We start from the raw sequence: 24,235 nt of genomic DNA on the forward strand, positions 1-24,235 counted from the left end.
AGGCAACCCCTAAATGTATATTCTCTATTCTTAAAAAGTCAGCTCGCACTATCCGGCGCACTTGGCCAGTGCAACGAGATTCCTTTCGTTTCCAGTAGCTGCTGAAACTGCTTTACCCGGATCTCACTCTCGTAAATACCGGCCGGCATCGTCTCCGTTTGTAAGCAATACGTGGCCAGAAGTCCGGCCACCTCACCGATCAGCCACTCAATGGGGTGGACGCGCGTCGCTGCATTGACCAAATGGGTGACGCTGATGTTTTTGCAGGCGGGTAACAGGTTATCGACGTCTACCGGGATGAAGACGCCCAGCGGAAGCTCAAACGGTCGAACAGCAGCATTCGTCCCCATACCAGAAACACAGGTAGGGTGGATATCCATGTTATACAGTCCAATACCTACGCTATTGCTAAAAACGGCAGGCTGCCAACTCTCATCGGAACCCTCATGCAGGATAATGTCGTTTTGGCTCAGGGTCTGTAATCCTCGAATGCGACGGGATTCCCGGACATAAACTTGCTGGGCAAAGCCATCATTGGTCCCCAGCACATCTTCTGCAAGCGCAAGCTCTGGAAACCCGGCCCCTTCTTCGCCAATGCAGTCTCGCGGTGCTTCTGTCTGGAGCCAGTGTACGAAGCAACGGGTCAGCGCTTTTGCCGATTCAACAACTTCCTGCTCACTCTGATTGTCGCCATCCAACAAAGGGTGGAGCGCATAGTCGTTTTGCGCCCAGTTGATCAGACTCACGTCGTGTACCGTGCCCAACTGCCAGTTGTGTGCAGCAATAATTCGGCGATAGCGCCAAAGGTCGAGTGTTGAGTCAGAGTACCGTCCAGACATGACGGCATCAGAAAGGAGCGGAAATCGAGTCGATAGATTCGCCTCACCAGCCGGTATCAAATCCGAAAACAGCGGATAATCGTAATGCGGAAGGATGTAGCTACGCCAAAATTCGTATTCCTCGGGCTTTGGAATCGGCTCACAGGGGGAATCGTGGCAGCGCAGTGCACACACGAACGTGACGGGTTGCTGATCGTCTCTATTCGCTTTCTCTGGCGCTTGTGGTTCGGCAAACTCTTTTTTGGACTCTTTTCCCAGCCGGCACGGTAGTCGTGCAAGGTCCAACAGGGCGCCGGTATCGGTAGCGTCCAGAAAATAGTCGGCACGGACTTCGATCTGTGTCGTTGAGCCTTGCAGCGTCTCTAACGTCACAGATTCGATCTTGCGGTGATTGCGTGACGCTGCCACTGGGCGCCTCAGCTCCAATAGCGTCAGCAGCTCGCTGTCCAAATAAGGTTGTAAAAGCTGGCGGAAATACCGTTCGGCAACCTCAGGCTCGAAGCACAAACGGCTAACCCATCCATCACCAGGATTACAGCCTTCGGTCATCACAGAGTGATCAACAAAATCCTCCTGTGATCGGTAATGCGCACGAATCCCATCCCTGAAATTCTTATAGCTTTCCGACAACCCAAACGATTCGATATAACGGTGTTCATCCGGCGGAACCCCCTGGCTGGTCATCTGCCCGCCGATCCAGGGAAACTCGCTTGTGAGGATTGTTTTAACCCCAGCACGACACAGTTGCCATGCCGCCATCACCCCACCCAGGCTTGCGCCAATTACCGCCACCTGAGCCTGTCTCACTGCAATTCCTGCGCTCATGCAGAGGCCTCCACGGAAAGCTGGCGCGATGTCTGGGTTAAGAGTGTGGACAAGCCGACTTCGAAACTTCTCCGCCAGGGGAAATACACATCATCCAGTACAACGTCGGTAAAACCCTGCTGTTGCAACCACTGACGTGCCGTGTCGAGGTAAACCTCGCGCAGGAGCTCAATATCTCCATCGGCTAATGAGAGCGATTGCTGCCGCTCACGCAATATCTGGCGGAACCTCGATTGATAGAGATAGTCGTCTAACAACCGGATCGCGAGTAAATGCCGATTTTGCTCACGGGAATTTTCGGTAGAGTGAGCCTGGCTTTGGGGGCTCACACTAAAACACAGCTGCGCAACCAGGCTGCCGATACTATTGCTTGCAGTATTCCAGCCACTATAGCCTTGCAGAGTACTCAGCCTCACGTTGCTTGTATCTTCTAGCACACTGAGCAATTCGGGATCCCCACCATTGGCATAGGCGAGATCCAGTATGGCAATGGGCCGGTGCGCTTCACGTACATCACGTTGCAGTTTTGCAAGCCACTCGTCGTCAAGCCCAAGGTCCTCCGATAGCGGATATTGCATCGCCCAATCGCCCTGTACCTTGCCGCGACAATGCACGGCAAGCACGACATCGGCCTCTTCTTCACACTCAACGATCACAGCGCCAGCAGCGTCAACCTGGCAGTGGATCGATTCCATTACCGGACGATCCTCATAGCGTGCCACCATGGCTGCCAGTGCTGAGGGATGGTGTGCGCGCACTGCGATCTTAATTGGCGACACGCTGTTGTGCCTTCGCTGCTCCAGTACCTGTACCTGATGGGCGAGTAAGGTGTAAATCACCTCGTCTGCGCCTGGATAGATCAATACGTTGTCATGTAACTGTTTGCGGGCAACCCATGACTGCAGCTGGCGGCGTTCACCAATATTGAAGCCATATTCCGCGGTATCGTCCTGGGGCAGGACCAATCGATCAATGATCTTGTCCTCGACCATCGCCAGCACTTTTTGCGTGACTGAAAAATTCCGTGCGCGCGTCGATAGATAATCGCGCTGGATCGTTTCAGGGATTTTCACCCGGGCCTTTTCTGCTCGCTCCTTATCCTCCTGGTCGTGCAGGCACGCGTATCGGTCACTGAAGTACGACCAGGACCAGATATCCGTGCCGTGCTGAGCCCAGTACAGTTTCTCTTCTTCGTTTTCATTATTGTTGGACATGCGCATTGTGGCACAGAAGCCATACAGCGGTTTATCCGGATAGTGCTGCTTCAGATCTTTCAGCAGTTCGAGCCGAGCCTCCAAGGATGGCCCAACGTCCTCAATGAACCGGCTCGGTACCAACCCGCCATATACAAGCATGTCCAGAGAGAAAATAAATCCGTCCGCACTGGCAGCGTTTTGCATCACCCAGTCGGCAAGCTGGTCACGATCCGCTGGCTGGCGAAAATATCCAAGGGACTCAACCGGCGGACACAACAGTTCACAGTCGGCAATCCGAGCGAGTAGCTGGACCTGCTCGCGGGTAACCGGTCTTCCATCTACCGACAGAGCCAGTATCTTAAATTTTGACATGAGCAGACCTCTCGCCCAGCTCACGTGTAGGGAGCTTAGCAACTGGGAATACAAAAGTGGCAATCTGATGCGAACCGACGCTACGAGAGTTCACAGAAAATTTCTCGGGGACACAACCCGCTAAGTCGGTGCGCACAAACGTATCGCTATTGAACTCTGCGGTAATCGCTAGAGACTCGGGGTTCCATACGCGCAACTCCAATGCTGGGCCACCTTGCCGTTGGACCCGGCGCAGACTACTAACCTGCAGGGTCGCATTTTGCAGTTCAAGCTGGGCAAAAGGGCCACGACCACCACCCCGTAGTAGCGTCACTGGCTTACGCCAGCTGTCCGCACGATTTAGCAGATCGATCGTGCTCGGGTTCCGGAGACTGAATGCAAATTGAAACTGATGTTTACGCAGGCACTGCGCTTCCGGTGTGGCTAGATCTGGGCCCGCCCCTAACCCACGAGTTTTCAAATCGCGACGGGACAACCAACCCACACTACGCACCAGAGTAATTGCCAAGCGGTCTTCCGAGCCGGCCTGGACCAGTTCCGCTTCCTGCAGTCCTCTGTGTAGGAAGCCCACTGGACCAGCACTCACCGCTGACTGGCTGGGGAATACCGCAACCGGAGACTCCTGCTGACCACTCACTTGGGTGCTATCTGCATAGATCTTGGGACGCTCAATCCAAGCAAAGGCGCTGTCCGAACCCGCATGCGAAACATGCTCTCCCAGTGATAGCTGCAGGCGCAGTCGCTGATCGCGTGCGCGGTTATCCCATTCGAGCTGGCAGTCGATATAGTCATCGCCGGGCATCAGACGTAACGTGAGCACGCCGGTACTCTCGACGCGCTCCGAGGTGCTCTTGCGGTCCATATCAAGCCCGGCTGGCTGGGTCAGGCGCAGCCGCAGTTCGAGGACTTGAATCGCATGCTCAGCAGACATGGAGAAGGAGGTAATTTCAGCCCGATAATCTTCACCATCAACGGGCGAAAAATTATAGGTGTCTCCACCGTCCTGCTCGCTCACCAATGAAAGTGCATCGCGATAGTGTTTTCCGGACTGCTTGTCTTCGATAACCAGTTGATTGCCATCGATAAGCAATCGATAGAAGCTGTTCTCAATACTCGCGGACAGCCGCGAGTGCTTGGCGACCGTCAAACCATTTTTCGAGTCACGCGCAGCGCCTTTCACGGAACAGCGCAACATTTCCAGGCCCGCCAGTTCGACTTGCACGGCCAGGGTATATCGGTGTCCCTTCGTCACGTCCGGAAAGTCATCGATGGGTGATTGAAACTCTTCAGCTGCCTCACAATACATCAATAGGGAAGGTAGTATTTTCCCCTGATCGGTTTCCAGCACAACCTGATCATGCGCGTCTCCCGCTAGAAAGAGGCTCACCTGCTGCCAACCGCAGCGAGGTTTGGGGGATGGATTGAACAAAGTGACACTACTGTCGTCGGCGAAGGGACTGGGCGCCATGCCGTCCCGATGAAAACTGACGCGATCATTTACAAAACCAGATACCTGTAAGGCCTGTTCAGTCAGTGCGACCATCCGCTGGTGCAACTGGGAAAATCGTACCTCCATTTCCCGATGCACTTCATCCACACTACAGCCACAAATCGAGTCGTGTGCATGCTGCTCAATCAATAGCTGCCAGGTCTGCTCAAGATAGTGCTGAGGATAATACTGGCCCGTCCACGCCGGGGCGGTCGATGCGAGTAGAGGCTCAACCAGGCCGGTGAGGAGATCTTCCAACAACTGGTTCTGGGCCTTCAGATATTGCCTTGTCGAGAGCACATCGGGCAGCACGAAGGCTGCCTGATTATCCCGCAGCTCACCAACTACCACGGAAAGCGGTTCCGCTTGCTCGCCAGACTGAACACTGCGCACATATTCCTCAAGGCCGCGCTGGACCAGACGAAAGTCACTTTGACCTTGGTTATATACATCTATTTTTTGCTGTAGCCCCTCAACCGTGAGCAGGTGATCGCCACCCTGAGTCAATAGCAAGTCACAGCCACTACTGCGATTGACGATTTTGCCCAGATAGGTGTTCAGGTTGCCCAGCCAATCCTCGGTATTGAACGGGTGTTGGTAGTAACCTTCCGTCAAAAATACGGTAACCACCGCACTACCATCTGGTGCCCGCCAGAGGATCTCAGATTGCGGCGCATCAATACCGCGCCAGGCAACAGCGTTATCGATACCAAAGCCTTGCAGGATTTGCGGCATCTGAGAAATATGCCCAAAAGTGTCTGGCAAGTACCCTACCTTCTGACACCGGCCATGTCGTGCAGCGCGGGACATACCCAGCTCAAGATTACGCACCAGCGATTCGCCAGCGCACAGGAACTCATCCGCCATGATGTACCAGGGGCCAATGACAATGCGCCCGGCCTGTACATGAGCACGCACGCGTTCGGCAAGTTCTGGCTCAGCATGTGTGTAGAAATCTTCTATCGCAGACACTTGCCCATCGAATAGGAAACTATGCAGCTCACCACAATCTAACTGTTCCACAACCTGCCGCATCACCCGCAACAGGCGAGCGAGAAACGTCTGATGCGGGTAGTACCATTCCCGATCCCAGTGAGTTTGTACAACAACTGCAACATCTCTAGTCATCGTTGCACCCACCCCTATCCTTTCACGGCGCCACGCATAGCGCCTTCAATGAAGTATTTCTGACTGAACAAGAACACCGCTAAAATCGGTAAAATTGAGAATACCGCGCCGGCGGCCACCAGTCGCCAGTCCATAGAGAAGGTATTGGCCAGTCGGTTTACACCGAGAGGCAAGGTGTACAGCGACGGGTCGTCAAGAATAATGAGTGGCCACAGGAAATCTCCCCATACAGCAATAAAACTAAATACCGCAAGGGTCGCCAGCGAGGGTTTCACCAGCGGCACCAGTACATACCACCAGATCTGCAATCGATTCAGCCCCTCCAGCAAAGCAGACTCTTCGAGGGCTTTGGGGATGCCGAGAAAGGCCTGACGCATCAGAAAGACCCCAAAGGCTGTACAAGCATGGGGTAGTACAAGGCCGAGATAGGAATTCTGCAGACCAAGTGAAATTGCCAGGTCATACACCGGGATCATGAGAAGCTGAAATGGAATCATCATGGAACTGAGTAGCGCGACAAAAATCAGATTCTTTCCGCGGAACTCCATGCGCGCCAACGGGTAGGCAGCGAGAGAGGCAAACACAAGATTGGCTGTAACTGAGAGCAATGCTACCAGCACGCTATTCTTTAGATACAAAATGAAAGGCTGGGTTTCGAGTACCCGGCCAAAATTCTCGAATGTCGCGTGCTCTGGCAACAGAGAAGGCGGGTATGCAAAGATGTTCTCGCCACCGGATTTCAACGCCGTGGACAATAACCAGAGAAATGGCCCCATTGTCAGCATGGCCACGCATAGCAAGCCGAGATAACGCAATGCGATTGCAAGCGGAGAGCTTTTCATCGATCTTTCCTCAACAGGAACAGGTTAACCAGAGACAAGATCAGGGTAAGCAAGAACAGTACGACACCAGCAGCCGCGGCGTAGCCCATTTCAAACTCTTCAAATGCGCTTTGATAGATGAAGTACACCAGCGTCTTAGTAGCATCCAGTGGTCCTCCTTGAGTCATGACATAGACCTCTTCGAACACTTTCATCGCCGCTATCGATGACATTACGGCAACTATGGCAATCGAGGGTTTTAGTAGAGGGATGGTAATGAACAGCGTCTGGCGCCACTTGGACACTCCTTCAACATCCGCCGCCTCATACAAATGCTTGGGAATGGACTGAAGGCCTGCCAAGTAAATCACCATGTAATAGCCGAGCCCGGTCCAAACTGTAACCGCCATCACGGAGTACAGCGCATTGGCAGGGTCAGTAAGAAAGGCAACAGGGTTATCGGTGATACCTGTGCTAAGCAAGAAGTAGTTGAGGATCCCCTGCTCCTCATAAACCCACTTCCAAATCAGACCGGTTACCACGAGTGATGTAATCACTGGCAGATAAAAAACCGCACGAAAGAACTTGATACCCGGTAGAGCATGATTGACTAGCAGCGCGAGAAATATCGGTGCAATCACCAGAACAGGCACCACCACCAACAAGTACAGCAGTGTGTTTTTTAAGCTATTCCAAAAGAATGGGTCCTGCACCAGCAACTTGTAATTGTCCAGGCCGACGAAGCGGGATTCGGTAATCATGTTGTAGTCAGTAAGACTCGCCATAATTGCATGTAACATCGGATAGAGAACAAAAGCGCCGATAATCACACATGCAGGCAGCAAAAAAAGATAGGGGGTCAGCCCACTCAAACCGAAACTGGGTCGCGATGTGAATGCAGCCTGAAGCTTCTGGCGAACTCGGGAAGTCAGCTGCCCCTGCCCTGTACCCGACGTCAGCAGTTCTTCACGCATCGTATTACGCGTTTGCATCCACAATCTCTCCCGATTTCGTATGCGCCAAAATTAGTTTGCCCGCGCCATGCACGCCCGCGTCGTTGTCGAGTTTCGCGGGCTGTATCTTTATGGGTAATCCTCGGTATGCAAGCTTTTCAATCATTCGCGGCCACCATAAATCACGCGCTTCCACCAGCCCGCCGCCGATCAATATGACATCAGGATCAAGTACCCAGTAAACCTGCTCCAGGACCATCGCGAGGTAGTTACAAAATTGATCCAGCCCGCGAAGTGCCTGATCGTTGCCAGCCACCGCGTGCTCAAGTACCGCACGACCATCCGCGAATTCCATATCACCATCTTCACGATTCGCCAGGTTCGTGAGGCCTGTCCCTGAAACCAGTGATTCCAGTGCAAGCAACTCACCGCGCCGCCAGGGACTGGGTACTGGCTGTCGACCAAAATGTCCGGCAACCGCGTGTGCGCCGACAACAATTTTTCCCTGCTCGGCCAGCGCTCCCCCCAAGCCAGTGCCCAAGGTAAGCATCGCAACACGGCCACTCAGGAGTTCGGCACTCTGATTCAACTCACCCAGCAATGCACACTTCACATCATTCTCGACAACCACCGGGCAGGCAAAGCGCGCTCGCAGCCATGCAGCAAGCGGTGTCCCCTTCCAGCCTGGGATCGCATCGGTCGCATCTTGAATCGAGCCTGTTTTTTCCTCAACGACACCAGCGGTGGAAATACCTATGCCAGCAACCCGGCCGTGTGGGACCGCCTCGTCACACCACGCCATACACTGGCCAATCACAGCCTCTAGCGCACTCAAGACACAGGTTTTGCCGGCACTGGCCTCACTGGGCACCTGAGTTTTAAACAACGTTCTGAGCGACCGATCAAATACCGCCGCACGAATTTTGGTGCCGCCAAGGTCCGCACTAATCAGCATCATTGCCTCGCCTTTCATTCCCGCCACCTCACTCAGTTGCCGGTGTGTCGCCGTTTTGGCGACGGCTTTGGTCGACGGGCTGGAGAAATAGTGACCAAGTTTCGCTGGTTCGCTCCAGAGCCTGATCCACTGTCAGGTGGCCGACCATTGCGGACTGCAAGTTGAATACAAAGCTGGTTTTAAGCTTGCTGTATTTGGGCAGAGGCGGAACCAGTACTGCACCATCGAGAACCTGCTGCGCGGAAAGTGCGCGCGCGCGTTCCACAACGGTGGGATTGTCCGGCAATGAAAAAAACGTATCCTGAAAAGACTCTGCGGTAGATGGCAGTAAAGGTATTCGACGAGCAAGCGCCATCTGATTTTCATGACTGGTCACAAAGGTTGCGAACGCAAAGGCGGCTTCCTTTTCACTAGACATGTTCGGCACAGCCAGATTCATCACAGCGACGTTGCTTTTGCTGGCCGGGTGTTTTAGTTGCGGGGCGACGTCAACATTTGCGTAGAGCTCAGGTGCATTCGTGCGAATGGTCTGCAGGAACTGCATACCGGTGGTTATCAGGGCCACCTGCCCGGACTGAAAGAGATCAACCGCCTTGTGATGCCCCTCGGTTAGAACATTTTTTGGGATCAATCCCTGCTGATACATATCCCGATTAAACCTAAAAAACGCTTTCCCACCCGGGCTATCAAACCCGATGGATCCATCGTCAGCCAGCAGTGGAACACCGCTGGCGGCGAGGTTCTCCAGTGGCCGACTGCCATCCATTGCAGGAAAGTAGGCATATTTTCCGAGTTTACGCTGGAGAACTTGCGCCGCGTCTAATAGCCCGGAAAAGTCCTCGGGTACGGCAACGCCGGCCTGGTCAAGCAAAGCCCGGTTGTAGATCGTAATTGTGGTAGAGAGATACCAGGGAATCGCGAAGGTTTCGCCCTGAAAGCGGTTTGCCTTCCAGATGTTGGGAAGATAGGCGGCAATCTCCTGTTCTGACAGGTAGTGTTCCGGGTTCGCCAGCGCACCAAACTCTGCCAACTTGGCTGAAAACTGCGGATTCAGATTGACGACATCGGGCGCAGTGCCGGCGGCCACCGACGCCAACATTTTCTTCTCCATTTCCTTCCACGGAACATCGACCCACTTCACCTGTACATCCGGGTGTCGTTGTTCGAATGCATCAATCATCCCCATCACATAGTCATCATGAAATGGCGAAAGTTGCATAGTCCAGAACTGGATTTGGGTCCTGTGAGCGCTCCCCGATGCGCTTGCCCACGCACTGGAATTTGCCAGTACGACGAGCGAAATGACCATCGCGATGTGCAGCTTCAAGAGCGTAGTTTTCATTATTCGGCCCCTATTGGATAGCACGACTTTAGCGAATCAAATTTTCCAAATCAAACCATTTGGTATATTATGCAGATAATTTAACCAACAAAACCAACCAAAAATTGATATTGGTTGTTTTTACTTCAGCAGGGGCTGTCATGGTGATGACACGCAAGCAACAGAAACTGCACGAACAATTGCTCGATATCATCGACCAGCAGCCGCCGGGCGCCAGGCTCCCGGCAGAGCGGGAGCTCGCTGCAGTGACGCAGGTATCGCGCGACACCTTGCGCCGCGCGCTCAAACACCTGGAAGGGCTCAAGCACATAGAAATCCGCCAGGGTGCCGGTATTTTTGTGTTGGCAAAACCACTCGCCAACCAACTGAAGCTCATGTCGTTTAGTGAAGAGATGCAACAGCTCGGGCTTACCCCGTCCAATAAATTACTGTTTAACGATGTAGTCAGAGCGGACGTAAAAGTGGCCAACAAGCTGGGGCTGGCTCCTGGCGCAGAGTTATTTTCTATTCGACGTTTGCGCTTGGCCGACGGTGCTCCGGTGGCGATCGAACAGGTGTACCTCCCAAAGTCGATCTTCCCGGAGTTGGCAACCAAAGAACTGCACACAGGCTCTCTTTATGATCTCCTCCACCGCCAGTATGAGATCGTAGTAGACCAGGCCAAGCAGCAAATCAGCGCGACCGTGGTCGATGAAGAGGAAGCGGATTTTCTCCAAATACCTGTGTTTAGCCCTGCTTTGCTCGCCGAGCGTACCGTTCTCGATGAGCAAGGCCGGATCATTGAATTGGCAAAAAGCCTGTACCGCGCCGATCGCTACCGCTTCGATGTCCTGGTACAGCGTAACGGCACCCGTCTGGCAACGGCATTTGAATAATGACAACACCCGCACCCCTTACCCTTGAACAAATCGATCAGCTACTCAGCTCGGGGCTCATCGTCTCCTGCCAACCGGTCGATCACGGACCGCTGGATACGGACGATGTCGTCGTCCGCCTGGCCAAAGCCGCCCTTGCTGGTGGTGCCGGCGGTGTGCGAATCGAGGGGGCTGCACGGGTCGCAAAAGTACGCGACGCTATTCCAGATGCCCTTATCATCGGCATCGTAAAACGCGATCTGGCAGACAGCCCGGTGCGCATCACGCCCTTTCACGAGGACGTCGAGGCATTGGCGACCGCCGGCGCGACGGTGATTGCCATTGATGCGACGCAGCGAATACGCCCGGTGCCAACCCTCGCCCTGCTTAAGCACATCAACCAGCTCGGTAAAATCGCTATGGCAGACTGCAGTAGTTTCGAAGACGCTGAGCGCGCTTTTGCCGCGGGTGCCGCAATCGTTGGCACCACGTTATCGGGCTATACGGGTGGACCTGTCCCCTCGGAGCCAGATTACGCGTTGCTGCAAAAATTCTGCGCTTACTTTCCCCGCGTCATGGCGGAGGGACGTTTCAATACGCCAGAGCATTGCATGAAAGCGCGTGAAATTGGCGCTTGGGCAGTGACGGTAGGAACGGCTATCACGCGGACGGAGGTGGTTACGGGATGGTTTTCAGACGCGATGAGCCGGGTCGCTCCACTTACGACTGCCGCTACCAACTGAGCACGATCAACGCGCCGCAGTAATTGCCAGAACAACAGGGACGGCACGCTGCTGATCCAGAACCCGCTCGCCCTCAACATACATTGCCGAGGAACCACCGCCATCCAGATTCATCGCATCCTCGCAGCCCAGCGCGAGAAGTTGCTGTGTCAATCCGTGTAGCGTTGCCCCGGAACTTACGTACAACACCAAAGTCTCTCGATCAGTCGTGCAGACTGCAGTGCGCGGACGTATATCATCGAGCTCAACACCGGAGCCCCAAAACAATTCCTCGTCATAGCTGATCGCTTTTGCTCCACCCTGCAGAAGACGAGGTCCACCGCCGATAGCCCATGCAGGAGAGATCTCCTCACCTGAACGACTATCTGGAGTTGGCAAAGGGTCGGCTTGATCGCGCCGATAAGGCATAGCCTCGGGAAATGCCTTCAAGACTCCAGAGATATCGATACCCACCCAGTCGAAACGGGCCTCTCCAGCCTTATTTATCCACAACGCGCTGCGCAATACCGGGTATGACTTGCCATTGCGTGTCACTGCGGACACACCATCGGCGAGTCGGTGCCCTCCTGAGACCACAAGGGATACTGGTGTGTTACCGATGAAGTAACCACCATTAATCACTGCAGCAGTATTCTTCTGCAGCGCCCAATCTTCCATTAGTAATGAAGTCGAGCGCATTCGTGGCGCCAGTAAATGCACCGCATCCGCTAGTGGTAGCTCCAAATAGTGCCCACCATCTTCAGTACTGGAGAACAATACCGAGTCTGGCAACTCACCATCATTCGCACCGACATCCGAAAATGGTGCAATCATCGCCAGGGCTACGAAGAAAACTTGAGCGGTGTGTTTTCGCATAATCACTGCTTGCTACATTAACAGTTCATTCGAGATCAAAGCTCGTCTGAGTACATTCATTGGGCTGAAACTCTTGCATGCCCCAGTCAATCGCCGCAATCTCTTCTTGCAGATAGTCATCGCTAATACGCCATACTGACGCATGCGGGCCGGCATGACGGACAAACTCGGTTAACTGGTCCGCGGTGAGCAGTTTGTCTTCATGAGAAACAATATGCCAGACCGGCTTGGTCGCCCCAAGCTCACGGTATTCGCAATCTCCCTGAGTGATGGTACCGGGGATATCCAGAATAAAATCACTCCCCCACTTTTCTATATACGTCTGCGGCATGTGCGCATCCACATACTCATCGATAATATCAATGCGCATGCCGTGGTATTGCGGGTTGCCCCAGCTTGTCGCGGTCAGCAAGAAATTCTCTGGAACGATATCGCCTAGTACTTCCAGACGATTGCGATGGGCCGACAGCAGCGTGTGCAGATCGTCGGAGACACCGTTATATTCTTCTTCGATATCCAATACGTAACCGACGTAACCTACACGCACCGCTGCTTCGAGCATATCCGCTTGCTCTTCAAAGGAATGTATATCGTTGTAGGTCCACGCCCAGGGTTCAATGCCCGCATCCCGGTAGAATTGAAGGTTTTCGGGCTCACAGGCGTCTTGCCATACACCGCAATTAACACCGTCGCCCTGGAAGGTAATTTTATTGGCTTCCCACTGGTAGTTGATATCACTGATCTTGATGAACACACGCTTCACGCCGAGACCAGCGAGGTACTGAGCCATGCTCGCGTGATCGCCTCGTATGAGTCCGGCCTCGTCGATGTACCAAATCCAGGCACCCAGTTTATTTTCTGCAACGGTTACCGGGTCTTCAGTGGTGTTCGTGTCATCGTCGTCATTGCTGCCGCCATCGGAACTATCATCGGATCCACCGTCGGCTACACCCTCGGTAACCTCTGGAGCGGGCGACTCGCTCTCACTGGAACCACCACAACCGACCAGTATGATGACCGTCATTACCGCCGCGAAAAAAACCCGCAACTTACCCCAGATACTCGCCATTGCCGCCTCCCTTCCTTTGACATGATGGGCAGATATTGGTCAACGGGAGAAGAAAAGGTAAAGCGGGAGCCATCGGGCAAAGCGATAGAGCAACTGCTACAAACGGGAAATTACCATCGGCCTCACCACAACAGACCTCCTAGCTCAGGCCGCGAGCCTCGACAATGGCACGCAGCCCCAGTGCAGAATAGGTGCTACCTGAGTAGTGCATACCTCTAAGCCCAAAATGCGTTAGCGCTTTCAGGTAAGGCTCCGCCAGGTAATCACCACAAATCAGGTGCACGACTGCGCCGGGCGACAGTTTATTCGCCACGCCCGCAACTTCACTGCCGATTAATAGACCTGAAAGATAAGACGCGCTTGCAGAGGCAGGCTGCAGGCCCAGTACCGACCTGCTACGGGCATTGAACAACCGATGAATAAGCCCGGCACCATCTGTGCTTGCCGCAAGACCAGCGTCAAACGCGCTATCACAAGCTATTTGGGCGCCCTGTACGAGCACACTGTGGTCATTCAGCAGCGCGTACATTTCGCCGGTGAATGCAGTGCTGAATTCACAGATTTCCCCTCCCTCCACATGCGCCCATTTACTATGTGTACCCGGCAGGCACAGAGTACTGTTGGTGCGTTCCTGCTCACTCGCCTGCGTAAGCCAACCAATGATTTGAGTCTCTTCGCCGCGCATCACATCCGCATCACCTTGCGAAGACGTCAGCTTTACACCTGGCACACACCAGGCATTCAGATTGGTCTGCGGGATGCGTACCAACGCCGCGGACAGTGACTTGACGGAGGCTGGGCAGGTTACATAAGGCACCTCGTACCAGCCAATACCGGATCCCACCATGCCACACAGGACCACAGGAGCAGTGATGCTGCCGAGCGTTGCCATTTGGGTCTTGAGATACGCCTCCATATCTTCGGGATTCAGCTGCTTTACACCTTGATCTGTAGCCACCTGAGCGAGGGTTTCACCCGACGCACTAACTCGCATTAACCGAAAGCTACTGGTTCCCCAGTCACACACCAAAATTTCACCCATTGCGACACTCCAAAACACATTCTTGTACGACTGGTTAATTGTTGACCAGACGCACTAAATCACGCCAAAATCGCAGCGAAATCGCGCTTTTCAGTACAATATCGCCCGCATCAGGGTAGATTTAACCAGCATAATTGTCGATTGTTAACATTTTATTGGGGATTTTTATTGTGGTCTGGGGTACTATCGGCAAATCGGGAGTCCGTTGTAAATTTGTTGCAACCCGTGCGTTACCGCAGAAGCAGCTGGTGACCATGATGGCCCGGGCATATCCGCCATAAGTCCTTGCCCTCCTCTACGCCAGACGGGCTGCAAGAGACGGCGAATGAAATGAACGAAATACGGTAAGCGGGGCCTCGCCTCCTACCCAAAGATAAATTGGTGAGCAGAATCGATCATGCGTGAAGCCACAAAAATTATTCCAGTCCGCGAACAGATCGCGGATCAGTTGCGCTCCGATATCATTTCCGGAGACCTGGCGCCCACTACCAAACTGAACGAACAGCAGCTGGCAAACCGGTTCGGCGTATCCCGCGGTCCCGTGCGCGACGTCCTGCTGCAGCTCACCAAAGAAGGCCTGCTGGTCGCCAAGAACAACTGCGGTGTTTCAGTAAACAGCGTGCTGGATCCGTCCATGCAGGAGCTGATGGTCGATATTCGCCGTCGTATCGAGGTGTTTGCGATCTCACAGCTGAAGGGCAAACTGACCGAAATGGATTTTGCCGAGCTGGAAGATATTCTGGTGCGCCTGCAGGATGCCTTTGATGCTCAGGAATTCAATGAGGTGACCAAGGCCGATATCGATTTCCACCGTTATCTGGTGCACGCAGCCGGTGGCGATGAACTGATCAATCTCTGGTACCCCATCGTGCTACGTATGCGCATGAACTACAAGCGGATCTCCAAACCGAAAGATTGTGTGGACGAGCACCGCGCGATCCTGGAAGCGCTGAAGGCCAACAAGATCAACGTAGCCACCACCGCACTGCGCGCCAATATCAAGTAATGTTAAGCAATATCAAATAAGTGTCACGCGACCCGCTGCGGTCGTTTGATTCGCAAAAGCCCGGCCTAGTGTCGGGCTTTTTTATTACCAACAGTTTATGTTTCCAACACCCCACAACTTTTTTCGGAGCAAAAAAAACGCGAAGCAAAACTTCGCGCAAAGTTGTTCATCCTGATGAGATGAAAGGAAGAGAACAGAGGCGCTCACGCCTCTGACAAATAAACCGTTTTCTTATCCACGTACTGCTCAAGCCCGTAGCGGCCATCTTCGCCACCGATGCCGGAAAGCTTCCAACCATTGTGGAAACCCTGGTGTTGCTCACCAATACCGCGATTCACGTAAACCTCACCAACTTCCATCTCGGCTACGGCCTGGTGGATGTAACGCAGGTTCTCGGTAAACAGATAAGCGGACAGACCGTATTCACTGTCGTTGGTATGGTTGATGGCTTCCTCGATACTGGAGATCTTTACGATCGGCAGAATCGGCCCGAAGGTTTCCTCATGTACCAGCACGTTGTCCTGCTGCACATTGGTCAATACCGTCGGTTCATACCAGTTGCCACCTTCGAAACCAGCGACATCCGCAGGTTTGCCACCGATCAACAGCTCCGCCCCCTGGGCAATACTTTGCTGCACCAGCTCGTGGATATGTTCGATTTCGCGCGCATTGACCTTCGGTCCCATCTGCGTCGCTTCATCAAGCGGGTTGCCGACATTCAGTGCTTTTACTTTCGGCAGGAATTTGTCCATAAAGGCGTCGTACACGCTTTCGTGGACATACAAACGCTCGGCACAGGTACACACCTGGCCGCAGTTGGCATAACGGGTCCACAGCGCCGCTTCCGCAGCTTTCTCCAGGTCCGCATCTTCCATCACGATAAACGGCGCCTTGCCACCCAGCTCCAGCATAACGGGAATCATGTGCTTGCCGCTGGCCTGATGAATCACCTGGCCGGCGCGGGTACTTCCAGTCATGGTAATCATGGCAGTGAGCGGACTTTCACAGAGCGCCTGGCCAACAACGGAGCCCTGACCATTCACAATGTTCAGCACACCGGCGGGAATGCCCACGTCGTTAGCAATGCGCCCCAGCTCCATGGTGGTGAGCGGCGTTTCCTGTGTAGGTTTGATAACGATGCTGTTACCGGTAATCAATGCCGGGCCAATTTTCCGGCCTGCCAACGCCAAGGGAAAATTCCACGCAGTAATCGCGACCACGACGCCGCGGGGCACCTTGTGGATATAGATTTTTTCGTCTTCGTTGTCGGAAGGCAAAATATCGCCTTCCAGCGTCAACGCGTTGTCACAGGCGTACTCGATAAACGTCGCGGTAGCATTCACTTCGTCGCGGGCAACGCCAATCAGCTTGCCCTGCTCTTTCACCAGCAGCTCGGCGAGGCCTTCGGTCTCCGCGCGAATTGCCACAGCAAACTTGCGCAGCAGCGCTGCACGGTCGCGCGCCGTGCGCTTGGCCCAAGACTTTTGCGCTTGCTTGGCATTGCTAAGTGCGCACTCGGCATCTTCAGCACAGCCCTTGGGGATACTACCCAGTACCTCACCAGTGCTCGGGTTTAATACGTCAATGACGCCGTCTGCCTCGGAGGCAACGTATTCGCCATTGATAAAGTTCACATTGTTTTTCAGTTCTAGCGACATGGGCTTATCTCCCCATCCAGCCACCGTCCACCAACAGGACGCTGCCATTCATGTAGTTAGAGGCTTCGGATGCCAGGAAGACTACCGGCCCCTTGAAGTCTGCGGGTTCGCCCCAGCGCCCCTGGGGGATACGGGCGAGGATGCTCGCCGCACGCTCGCTGTCTTCGCGTAGCGCCTGGGTGTTATCGGTGGCGATATATCCCGGGGCAATCGCATTCACGTTAACGCCCTTGGAAGCCCATTCATTGGACAGCGCCATGGCGATTTGCCCAATCGCACCTTTACTCGCGGCGTAACCCGGAACAGTAATACCACCCTGGAAAGTCAGCAGCGACGCGGTGAAAATAATTTTCCCAGCGCCGCGCGCGACCATTTCCTTGCCGATTTCGCGGCTCAAAATAAACTGTGCGTTCAGGTTAACTTCGATCACCTTATCCCACAGGTCGTCACCGTGCTCTGCCGCCGGGGCGCGCAAAATCGTACCGGCATTGTTTACCAAGATATCGATTTGCGGGTGTTCGCTTTTAACCTTGTCGATAAAACCATACAGCGAGTTGCGGTCTGAAAAATCGCACTGGTAGGGAAAAAACTGCTGACCCGCGGCTGCCACCTCGCGGCCCACTTCAGAGTCACTTAAATCCAGGTTGGCAGATACGCCGATCACGTCCGCACCCGCTTCTGCCAGAGCGACCGCCATGGCTTTACCAATACCGCGATTACAACCGGTAACCAGGGCTTTTTTACCGGCGAGACTAAATTGCTGCAACATCGTTTTACTCTCTAAATTATTTCTGGAGGATCAGTCCTCAGCACCACACGCAACCAGAGCTTTCATGCCAGATGGATTACCATCCATACTAGCGAAGGCGCTGCCAATGTCGTTTAGTTGCGCCACTTTGCTGATAAACGGCACCAGGTCGATCTTGCCTTTGGCAACCATGTCGATCGCCTGTTCAAAATCCTGCGCTTCGTACACACGTGCACCCACCAGCTCCAGCTCACGCCAGAAGAACTTGAACAGGTCCAGCTGCGGCTTTTGACTGTGGATCGCAACCATGCAAATTCGCCCGCGCACGGCGGCAATTTCGGTCATGGCGTCAATTGCCGGCTGCACACCAGAGACCTCGAACACCACATCGGCGCCCTTGCCTTGGGTCCAGTCTTCCACCGCGGCGGTGAGATCCTGTTCCAGCGGGTTAACCGCCAGTGCACCGGTCTGTTCCGCAAATGCGCGACGTTCTGGACTCGGCTCAGACACCATCACCTCAGCGCCAATACCCAAAGCAACCTGCGCCACCAATTGCCCGATAGGGCCACCGCCTAGAATGACCGCTTTCTCACCCGCCTTGAGGCGCGCACGGGAAATATCGTGGCACGCCACGGCCAGCGGCTCGATCAGCGCGCCCTGCTTTAGCGAAACGTTTTCCGGCAACTTGTGCAGGGTGCGGGCTTTTACATTCCAGAAGCTCTGGAACGCACCGACAGAGTCGATACCCATGAATTTCAGATTGTGGCAAACGTGGCTGTGGCCCTCATTACAGGCCGGGCAATCACCGCAAAAGTCGAGTGGGCGCACTACTACGCGATCTCCGACTGAGTACCCTTCCACACCTTCGCCAACGGCGTCGACCACCCCAGACATCTCGTGGCCGACGACTTGAGGCGGCTGTACACGCTGGTCCATCACACCGTGATAGATGTGCATATCGGTTCCGCAGATACCGACATAACCCACTTTAAGGCGCACCTCGCCGGCTGCAGGCGCTTCGCAGCGTCCTTCCACAACTTCAAAGGATTTGTTGCCAACATACTGAGCAGCTTGAGCTTGCATGAAAATTACCTGTTATGTGTACTTGACCAGATGTGGTCGCAGCAGTGCATCATCAAACACCACGCCGGTGCCGGGCTCATTGGAGGCAACAGCGCGGCCGTCCTGCAACACGATGGGGCGGGTGGTGTATTCATCAATTGGGAAAGAGTGAACTTCCAGGTAGCCTGCGTGTGGTTGGCTCGCCATCAGTGACACATGCAGCTCGTGCATACCGTGGCTGCACACTGGCAGGTTGTGGGCGTAGGCCAACTCGGCAACTTTCAACCAACCGGTGATACCGCCGATATTCGATGCGTCCGGCTGCAGAAAGCCGAGCTTCGACTGCGCAATCGCGTAAGTAAATTCGTGGATGGTGTGCAGGTTTTCGCCCATTGCCAACGGAATATTGATCGCCTCGGCAATACGGCCGTAACCGAGATAGTCATCGGGGATGGTGGGCTCTTCAAACCAGGTAATATCGCAGTGGTCGATGGCGCGCCCGAAACGAACGGCCTGCTCCACGGTCATGGAGTAATTGGCATCCACCATAAAAATGGCATCGTCGCCGATCAGCTTGCGTACCGCTTCCACCCGCGCCACATCTTCCCGGTAATCATCCTTACCGACCTTGATCTTGACCGCGTTAAAACCGCGCGCAAGGTAGCTGGAAATATTGTCGAGCAGTTTGGCTTCGCTGAAATTCAGGTCGATGCCACCGGCGTAACACTTGGTGGTGTTGTCCGCACCACCGGCCACCTTCCACAGCGGCATGCCTAGGCGTTTGCAGCGCAGGTCCCAAAGGGCGATATCCACGGCGGACAGTGCAAAGCTCAGCAGACCACCGCGACCCACGTAGTGCAGGTGCGACTGAATTTCTTCCCAAGCAGCACCGATTTCATTGGCATCCTTACCCTCCAGCAAGGGCTGAATATCGTCTTGCAGCAGGGAATAGATGGCACGGCCACCGCGCCCACCCGTGTAGGTATAGCCAACCCCCTCCAGGCCATCATTACAACGTACGCGGAACACCAGCAGCTCGAAATGGGTGTGGTCACCATGGCGGGCGTCAGAGAGCACTTCGGCCAGAGGTATCTGGTAGTACTCGACTTTTGTAGCGGCAATCGCGCTCGCGGGTAGCAGCGCGGACGCCTGCTCTTGCACTTCCATCAGCATGGAGGAACCCCAAAATCCGTGTCTTGTTATTAGAACTTCATTGATACAACGTCGACTATTGTAGATTGTTAACAATATTCGTCAATCACTTTTTACCGTGCTTCTGGAAACAATATGAAAACAGCGCACACGCACGAAGTGAGAGCGCGAAACCCGCCTCAAGACTACTAGGCGGAAATCACTTTCTGACAAAAGAGCTAACAGAGATTGATAGACAAGCATTTTGTCAACAATCTACAGTCATCTAACAGAAATGTAAACGTTATTGTTGCCCCAATTGGACATAACTGCTTGTTTTGAAACAAAAAAGCGCGCTACCCGGCGGGCAGCGCGCTCTCAAAGGACGGAGGATTAGGAACCGCCACCCTAGCCGGCCAAATGGGTGGAATTAGTCTTCCGACCGCGCACCACCGAAGCGACGCTCGTAGAGCCCTTCGTGGACTTCTTTGGCCGCCTTGACCATTTCCACATATGGGACGTCCGCAACCGACACAAAGCCGTTGGCATAGTTCTCACCATCGTAGGCGCGGCCAGTAATCGGCGAGTCCATGTACTGGAACATATGCACACCGACGAACCAGGGGTTGTCGATAAACGAGTGCATATAGTTCTTGAACATGCGGCCACGATCTTTCTGATCCGAGGAAATAACGATACCCGGGTGGAAATGGCCCTGATCATCGGAGCCGAAGCTGAACTCACCAATCAGGCTCGGCTTGTCGATCTCCGCCAGGAACGCCCACTTGGATGGGACCAGGCCCTCTTCGTACAGGTTGTAGCTGATAATGTCGACGTTTTTACCCGCCGCCTTGACGATTTCCGGAGGCATGCCCCAGCTTGGCAAACGGGAGCCCAGGTACAGGTGGTTGGGCAGCACAGACTTCATCGCCTTGTTAATCGTGCCGAAGTACTGATTGCCGTATTCGAACAACAGAGTGGCGTAGTCTTCCAGCTGCGCATCGGTGCTCACACTGGAGTCCATGCCCTTGTCGAACGCCTCCCACGAAGCGACCTGCTTGTCCCAGGCCTTGTTCAGCGCGTCAATGTTTCCGTATTTTTCTTTCAGAACTTTACTGAAGGCAACCTTGGCCGGCGTATCTGCCGCGTCCCGCGACAGTGCATTGATCACAATACCGTAATGCAGCTCATTGGATTCCAGACGGCCAAAGCTCTGCTCATTGTCGAAGAAAATACCCATACACCATGGGCTGGCATTAATCTGCTCGCTGACGGATTCCGCCGCAACCACAGCGCGGGCATAAAAACGCGGGTCGTAAGGGTCCGGTACCGGATGCCAGAAATCAAAGCCGCTAGAAAGCGTGCTGAATTCACCGATGATGTCTGCAAACGCAACGAACGGAATACGCTCTTCCTTGTAGTAGGAATCCGCTGCCCAGTTACCCAGGGAAGTAAAGCCCCAGTCCAGCATGCGATCGATGGTAACTTTCTGCCACGTATCCAGGTAAGACTCCGGATACGTCTCGCCGTAGCGACGCTCCAGATTGGCGCTGTAGAAGCTAAAGGTCTCCCCGTGCTTCAACGGGCCAGACTGGGTTTCGCGACGGTAACCATAGTGATTCCCCAGTGGGTCGTCATAGCCCGGCAGCCATTCGAACATATCCGCGCGGGTCTGGGAGATCAACTCGCGGGTGGCCCAGGCCTTCTCATCCACACGATTCAGCGGCTGGTCATCTTCGGCAATCACGTCTTCTGCGCTGCGCTTCGGGATCAGCGCCTGATCGTAGTCATAACCAGTAATGGTAGAGGAATTCGACAGGCGGATAATATCGATACCGGTGGAGAAATAGAGATAGCCTTCCGGGTCCACCAGCGCCCACTTGCCATTGACCTTTTCGGTACGGAAGTAACCGGTCGCTTCGAGCTTTGGCCCGTTTTTCCAGCCGCTGAACTTAGAGCGATCTGCGTTCGGCTCACCGGACAAGCTTGCCAGCTCCGCTTCAACAACCTGCTGCAACTGCTCGTCAGAGTGAATCTTGCCGACGTAATCCACCTTGGCATTCTGACCATATTGATCCAGCAGCCCGCTGAGGAAATTCTTATCCATTTCCGGGTTCGCACGCAGGCGCAGGTTATCAATGGTGTACTGGCGGTCGCTCAGACTGCCATCAGAGCCAAAAGAAATTTGGGTAATTCCGCTCAAATCCAACAGTTTTTTGCCCCAGAAGGAATGCAGCATGATGTCATCAGACTGCCAAGTGGGTGGGTTGGAGCGGAGGCCGGAGGCAAAGTTGAATTCATTCTGTGCTGCGGCCTTGGGGTCTTCCTGATCATGCCCGTGCAGCTTCGCGTAGTAAGTGCGCGCTACGCCGTCCGCTGGGACAACCAGTCCACGTGTGTAGAAATCCCCGTTTTTGTCTGCCATGGTGACGTCGATTTGGACAGACTCTTCGCCATCGTTGGAAACATCAAAGGCCAAGTTAAAATCGGAAAACTCACTCCAGTCCCAGGCCTCTGCCGGTTGAATGACAAGCCCCGCGTTATTGTGCTCGGCAAGTTTCAGCTTGACCTGCAGCGCTTTGCCACCGGCACCATCATCCACCAGAGCCGCGGTACCGTTGTTCACCTGCACCGACGCGGGCACACCATCCTTATCAAACCCTTCCAGCACAAAGTCTTCTGCCAGCAGGTTGGAATCCGCACCAGACACTGCACCGTCTTTTTGCGCACCACTTCTTTGTGCACTATCGCCCTGCTCTGCGGAACAGGCGGCCAAACCGCCCAATGTCGCCGCGGTTATGGCGAGGGCCAGCACAGAACGAATCAAAGGTGTTGAATGTGACACGGCGGCCGACGCTTTAGCGGCTGCTTTTTTGGTTTCCATCGTCTTTTCCACGTCTAATTATTGATATGTATTTCCTGAAGAAATCGTCGTTCGTATCGCGACTGCCCTTTTCAATTGAAAAAAGCCAACAAACGATTTCTTACCAATTGGTATAGCTACCGTCGGGTTTGTAGAGGCGCGGTGCCTCCCAAAATTTAAACGACTGCTCGGCAATCAATTCTTCGTTTACATCGATACCGAGACCGGGCGCGTCATCCACCTGGTAAACCCGATTCACTTCTTGCGGCCGGTTGATAAAGTACTTGTCGTGATCAGACTTGTTGCTATCGTAGGGAGCGATTTCGCACCACGCCAGATTCGGTACCGCGGCACACATCTGGATGGTTGCGGCGGTGCACACCGGGCCCAACGGGTCGTGCGGCATAATGTCGATGTAATGACTCTCCGCCATTGCCGCCACCTTCATGGCCTCGGTCAAGCCGCCGACATTACACACATCGATACGGGCGAAATTGGTGAGGTCACTTTCGATGTAAGGCATGAAGTCCCACTTGCTGGCAAACTCTTCACCAATTGCAAACGGCACATTCGTCAATTTGCGCAGACCCTGATAGGCAGTCACCGACTGGTCGCGAATGGGTTCTTCAAGAAAGTCGAGCACCCCTTCTCCCAACTTCTGGCAAAAACTTGCGGTTTCCGCCACGGAGAGTCGGTGGTGGTAGTCGATGCCCAGCACCAGCTCTTCGCCGAGTTCCTGACGAATTTCTTTCAAGCTACCGGCCGCCGCCGCAATGGATTTGCGCACATCGAATGTGGTGGGTTCGGTAGGGCTACCGTGCTCACCTGTAGTCGCGCGAATCACTTCCCAACCCTGCTCGCGCAATGCACGGAAGTCATCCATCAGCGCCTGACCCATGGGCTTGGTAGACGTGACGAACAGCGGAATTTCGTTGCGCTGCTTGCCGCCCAGCAATTGATAGGTCGGCACGCTCAGCGCCTTGCCGGCGATATCCCACAACGCGATATCAATGGCGGAAATTGCAGCGGTCAGCACGCGACCGCCCTCGAAATACTGACTGCGGTACATCTCTTGCCACAGCGCGCCAATATTGCGCGCGTCGCGGCCAATCAGAAAATCACGATAGTGTTTTACCGCACCCGCAACCGCTAACTCACGACTGGAAAGGCCGGATTCACCCCAACCGTAAACGCCCTCATCGGTCTCCACCTTTACCAGGCACAAGTTCCGGTGCCCAACCCAAACCGGGTATACCTTGATATCGGAAATCTTCATCGCAGCCA

The 24,235-nt window shown here is 54.2% G+C and carries 19 protein-coding genes; 3 read left to right on the forward strand and 16 right to left on the reverse strand.

Annotation, left to right across the window (positions count from 1 at the left end):
- Positions 1-38 precede the first annotated feature (38 nt).
- Genes AS89_RS0113230 through AS89_RS17585 form a run of 7 tightly spaced genes read right to left on the reverse strand, consistent with a single transcriptional unit; the run spans position 39 to position 9,920 of the window.
- Positions 39-1,664: an FAD-dependent oxidoreductase gene (locus tag AS89_RS0113230; protein ID WP_010133169.1), complete on the reverse strand. Its 1,626-nt coding sequence runs from the start codon at positions 1,662-1,664 to the stop codon at positions 39-41.
- Positions 1,661-3,232 carry a DUF4127 family protein gene (locus AS89_RS0113235; RefSeq protein WP_010133170.1) on the reverse strand — a complete coding sequence of 524 codons (1,572 nt, stop codon included), beginning with the start codon at positions 3,230-3,232 and terminating at the stop codon, positions 1,661-1,663. Before AS89_RS0113235 ends, AS89_RS0113230 begins: the two co-directional genes overlap by 4 nt.
- Entirely contained in the window at positions 3,219-5,849 is a 2,631-nt protein-coding gene (locus AS89_RS17580) for a glycoside hydrolase family 38 C-terminal domain-containing protein (protein ID WP_010133171.1), read from the reverse strand. The genes AS89_RS0113235 and AS89_RS17580 overlap by 14 nt, the downstream gene beginning before the upstream one ends.
- Before the next feature lie 14 nt (positions 5,850-5,863).
- Positions 5,864-6,691, reverse strand: a complete 828-nt coding sequence (locus AS89_RS0113245) for a carbohydrate ABC transporter permease (RefSeq protein WP_010133172.1) — start codon at positions 6,689-6,691, stop codon at positions 5,864-5,866.
- Positions 6,688-7,662: a carbohydrate ABC transporter permease gene (locus AS89_RS0113250; protein WP_010133174.1), complete on the reverse strand. Its 975-nt coding sequence runs from the start codon at positions 7,660-7,662 to the stop codon at positions 6,688-6,690. The genes AS89_RS0113245 and AS89_RS0113250 overlap by 4 nt, the downstream gene beginning before the upstream one ends.
- On the reverse strand, positions 7,649-8,596 hold the full coding sequence (locus AS89_RS0113255; RefSeq protein ID WP_010133175.1) for an ROK family protein: 948 nt from the start codon (positions 8,594-8,596) through the stop codon (positions 7,649-7,651). Before AS89_RS0113255 ends, AS89_RS0113250 begins: the two co-directional genes overlap by 14 nt.
- 10 nt (positions 8,597-8,606) lie before the next feature.
- Positions 8,607-9,920 (reverse strand): ABC transporter substrate-binding protein, encoded by a 1,314-nt coding sequence (locus AS89_RS17585; RefSeq protein ID WP_081475739.1) that lies wholly within the window; start codon positions 9,918-9,920, stop codon positions 8,607-8,609.
- A gap of 146 nt (positions 9,921-10,066) precedes the next feature.
- Between AS89_RS17585 and AS89_RS0113265 the strand changes: the two genes are divergently transcribed.
- Together AS89_RS0113265 and AS89_RS0113270 are read left to right on the forward strand one after the other, a co-directional pair.
- A complete protein-coding gene (locus AS89_RS0113265) occupies positions 10,067-10,795 on the forward strand; it encodes a GntR family transcriptional regulator (RefSeq protein ID WP_158217367.1) in 729 nt (242 codons plus the stop codon).
- Complete coding sequence (locus tag AS89_RS0113270; RefSeq protein WP_010133178.1) at positions 10,795-11,517, forward strand: N-acetylmannosamine-6-phosphate 2-epimerase; 723 nt, start codon at positions 10,795-10,797, stop codon at positions 11,515-11,517. Before AS89_RS0113265 ends, AS89_RS0113270 begins: the two co-directional genes overlap by 1 nt.
- A gap of 6 nt (positions 11,518-11,523) precedes the next feature.
- On the opposite strand, the gene AS89_RS0113275 is transcribed toward AS89_RS0113270, so the two are convergent.
- The 3 genes from AS89_RS0113275 to AS89_RS17595 form a co-directional block, all read right to left on the reverse strand.
- Complete coding sequence (locus AS89_RS0113275; protein ID WP_010133179.1) at positions 11,524-12,372, reverse strand: phosphodiester glycosidase family protein; 849 nt, start codon at positions 12,370-12,372, stop codon at positions 11,524-11,526.
- 25 nt (positions 12,373-12,397) lie between these two features.
- The gene (locus AS89_RS17590; RefSeq protein WP_010133180.1) at positions 12,398-13,441 is read right to left on the reverse strand and encodes a hypothetical protein; all 1,044 of its coding nucleotides are present in this window, start codon (positions 13,439-13,441) and stop codon (positions 12,398-12,400) included.
- A gap of 139 nt (positions 13,442-13,580) precedes the next feature.
- Positions 13,581-14,483: a 2-dehydro-3-deoxygalactonokinase gene (locus AS89_RS17595; RefSeq protein ID WP_010133182.1), complete on the reverse strand. Its 903-nt coding sequence runs from the start codon at positions 14,481-14,483 to the stop codon at positions 13,581-13,583.
- 397 nt (positions 14,484-14,880) lie between these two features.
- Between AS89_RS17595 and AS89_RS0113290 the strand changes: the two genes are divergently transcribed.
- Positions 14,881-15,489, forward strand: coding sequence for a GntR family transcriptional regulator (locus AS89_RS0113290; protein ID WP_010133183.1), 609 nt, complete (start codon positions 14,881-14,883; stop codon positions 15,487-15,489).
- Between the two features lie 203 nt (positions 15,490-15,692).
- Here the strand turns inward: AS89_RS0113290 and aldA are convergent, their stop codons facing one another.
- The 6 genes from aldA to AS89_RS0113320 form a co-directional block, all read right to left on the reverse strand.
- Positions 15,693-17,147, reverse strand: a complete 1,455-nt coding sequence (gene aldA / locus AS89_RS0113295) for an aldehyde dehydrogenase (RefSeq protein WP_010133184.1) — start codon at positions 17,145-17,147, stop codon at positions 15,693-15,695.
- Between the two features lie 4 nt (positions 17,148-17,151).
- Positions 17,152-17,916, reverse strand: a complete 765-nt coding sequence (locus AS89_RS0113300) for an SDR family NAD(P)-dependent oxidoreductase (RefSeq protein ID WP_010133185.1) — start codon at positions 17,914-17,916, stop codon at positions 17,152-17,154.
- Between the two features lie 30 nt (positions 17,917-17,946).
- Complete coding sequence (locus AS89_RS0113305; protein ID WP_010133186.1) at positions 17,947-18,978, reverse strand: zinc-dependent alcohol dehydrogenase; 1,032 nt, start codon at positions 18,976-18,978, stop codon at positions 17,947-17,949.
- Between the two features lie 12 nt (positions 18,979-18,990).
- A complete protein-coding gene (locus AS89_RS0113310) occupies positions 18,991-20,130 on the reverse strand; it encodes a mandelate racemase/muconate lactonizing enzyme family protein (protein ID WP_010133187.1) in 1,140 nt (379 codons plus the stop codon).
- A gap of 388 nt (positions 20,131-20,518) precedes the next feature.
- Entirely contained in the window at positions 20,519-22,972 is a 2,454-nt protein-coding gene (locus AS89_RS0113315; protein ID WP_010133188.1) for a beta-galactosidase, read from the reverse strand.
- Between the two features lie 100 nt (positions 22,973-23,072).
- Entirely contained in the window at positions 23,073-24,227 is a 1,155-nt protein-coding gene (locus tag AS89_RS0113320; RefSeq protein ID WP_010133190.1) for a mandelate racemase/muconate lactonizing enzyme family protein, read from the reverse strand.
- Positions 24,228-24,235 lie beyond the last annotated feature (8 nt).

Source organism: Microbulbifer agarilyticus S89 (assembly GCF_000220505.1).
Classification (GTDB): Bacteria; Pseudomonadota; Gammaproteobacteria; order Pseudomonadales; family Cellvibrionaceae; genus Microbulbifer; species Microbulbifer agarilyticus_B.